At 69.8% G+C, this 2,493-nt stretch carries 2 protein-coding genes; one reads left to right on the top strand and one right to left on the bottom strand.

Features of this window, described 5'->3' with window-relative positions; genetic code table 11:
- Positions 1-139 precede the first annotated feature (139 nt).
- A complete protein-coding gene (locus KDL01_RS40510) occupies positions 140-1,567 on the bottom strand; it encodes an IS1182 family transposase (protein WP_438802021.1) in 1,428 nt (475 codons plus the stop codon).
- Between the two features lie 121 nt (positions 1,568-1,688).
- On the opposite strand from KDL01_RS40510, the gene KDL01_RS40505 reads away from it, so the two are divergent.
- Positions 1,689-2,492: a hypothetical protein gene (locus KDL01_RS40505; RefSeq protein WP_212534033.1), complete on the top strand. Its 804-nt coding sequence runs from the start codon at positions 1,689-1,691 to the stop codon at positions 2,490-2,492.
- The last annotated feature ends 1 nt before the right edge of the window (position 2,493 follow it).

Below are 2,493 nucleotides of genomic sequence, written 5' to 3'. Positions count from 1 at the left end.
AATGAACAAGCCGACGGGCGGTCGTGGATCGGCTAATGGTCGGTCGCGGCCGTTCGTTTGGTGGTGGTGCCGCGGTGGCGGGCTTGGTGGGCTGTTGTGCGGGTTCGGTCGGCGCCGTGGGGGCCTTGCGGTCGGGTCGTCAGGCTCGGGCGGTGGCCAGTCCGGCGGTTCCGGCATGCCGGAAGATCTTGCGGAGGTTGTGGCAGGCGGCCAGGAGTCGCCATTCCCCGCAGGCTCCTTCTTCGCCGCGCAGCAGCAGTTCCCGGCCGTCCTGGCAGGTCATGATCTGGCCGAAGACGGGTTCGACGGTAGCTTTGCGGCGGGCGTAGGCGGCGCGTCCGGGTTTGGTCCGCAGCTTGCGGGCCATGCGTTCGCGTGGTGTGGCGTCGGCCGGGATGCGTCCGCGCGGGGCGGCCGGGACCTGCTCGTCGTGGGCCAGGCGGCCGGTGGCCATGAAGGTGTCGGTGCCGTGCTCGTCGTTGCGGGCCGCGGCGGCCTGCAGGTTCGCCTCCGAGCAGTACCCGGCGTCGACCAGGGCCTGCTTGGGGTGGATGCCGGTGTTGGCGGCGGACTGGTCGAGCATGTCGGTGTAGTTCAGCGCGTCGGAGGGGTTGGTGGTGATGTCGGCGGCGGTGATGATCTGGTGGGCGTCGTCTACGACGGCTTGGGCGTTGTAGGCCTGGATGTAGGCGCCGTCGCCGTTCTTCATGATCCGCGACTGCGGGTCGGTGAAGTTGGCCTGCGCCTTGTCCTTCGGCCGGGCCTTGGCAGCAGCCTGCGCCCCGGCGGCGGCCACCGCCTCGGGGTCGTCGGTGCCGGTTCGGTCTTGGCGGCGGGCCTCTTTGTCCTCGGCGTGCCTGCGCGCCTTGGCAGCGGCCTCGGCCTCGATCTGTGCGCGGGCGGCCTGCAACCGGGCCAGGCGCTTCTCCCGTCGGTCCAGCTCGCCGGGCAGATCGGTGTCCTTGCCGTTCGCCCCGAACTTCTCGTCCTCGGCGGCGTCGATGGTCTCGGCGTCGGCCAGCAGCGCCGAGGCGGCGGCTTCGAGGTCTGCGATCTGCGCCTCGATGCGTTCTTCCCGGCCGACCAGCCGGGCGTAGCTCATCGCCTTGTGCTTGGAGGCGTTGGCCTCCAGCTTGGTGCCGTCCAGCGCGACCCGGCCCATCTTCACCATGCCGAGTTTCTGGGCCAGGTGCAGCGACTGGGTGAAAACCCCGGCCAGCGCGTCCAGATGCCGGGCCCGGAACCGGGAGATCGACCGGTAATCCGGACCGGCCCCGGCCGCCAGGTAGCGGAACGCCACGTCGTCGACGCACTTGCGCTCGATCGCACGGGAGGAGCGGACCCCGGTGGTGTATCCGTAGATCAGCAGCCGGACCATCAGGCGCGGGTCATACGGCGGGAAGCCGCGCTTCTCGGTATAGGAGGCCAGGATCGGCCCGAGATCCAGCACCTCGTCGACCAACTCCGCGACGAACCGGGCCAGATGGTCCTCCGGCAGCCACTCATCCAGCGACGGCGGCATCAGGTAGACCTGATGCGGATCAAAACTCCGGAACCGTTTGGCCACCGGCCCGGCCGGCGCGGCGTTCGGCCCGGACGGCACCGGATTCATCGCAAACAGGCCATCTCGTTCGGACATGCCAGTATCCTTCCATACCGAAGATCGCGAACCGTGCCACCATGGCCGGATGCTGACCGCCATCGCCCAACGCGCCGAAGACCTGATCACCTCGAAGATCCGCCGGGATGCGACCGCACTGGATGCCGAGATCGGCTGCTGGGGGCGGATCGTCGCGCTGCGCATCCCGACGCTGCGCGACCTGGCCCCCTACAACAAGGCCCGAGGCGTCAACGCCGACGACCTGCCGCACCTGGACGTGGTCTCGGCGTTCTTCACCGACACCGGGACCGTGCCCACCCTGGAAGTGTGGGCCGGCGACGCCAGCGACCGGCTCGGCGCCGCCCTGGCCCACCGAGGACTCTACGCAGGCACCGTCACCGCAACACTGCACCAGAACCTGAATCCGCACCCCGCCGAGCCCGCGCCCGGACCGGTCACCGTCGAGGAGCTCGACCCGGCCGACGACGACACCGACTACTTCACCACGCTCATCGGCGGATACGAACTCGCCGCAGCACGCCCCGAACACCTGGCCATGCTGCGCGCCGAACACGACCCGGCGACCGTTCGCCGCTACCTCGCCCGCATCGACAGTCGACCCGCCGCCGCAGCCAGCCTCTACCTGACCCCGGACGGAGCCTTGCTCAGCGGCGCCGCGACGCTGCCCCAGCACCGCCGCCGCGGATGCCAGAACGCGCTGATCACACGCCGGCTCGCAGACGCCAGCGCACTAACCGACCTCGCCGTCGTGACCGTCGCCTACGGATCAGCAAGCCACACCAATCTGGAACACGCCGGATTCCGCCAGACCCACACCCGCACCACCTGGCGCCCGCTCAACACCACATCCGTTACTGACCCACGCTCCTAGC

This window comes from Actinospica durhamensis (assembly GCF_018139695.1).
GTDB classification, from domain to species: Bacteria; Actinomycetota; Actinomycetes; order Streptomycetales; family Catenulisporaceae; genus Actinospica; species Actinospica durhamensis.
The sequence above is the reverse complement of the archived record's forward strand: the minus strand, read 5'-3'. Positions and strand labels throughout refer to the sequence as shown.

Coding starts and splice junctions, on each gene's coding strand:
- KDL01_RS40505 (WP_212534033.1), top strand. CDS start 1,689: ATGCTGACCGCCATCGCCCAACGCGCCGAAGACCTGATCACCTCGAAG.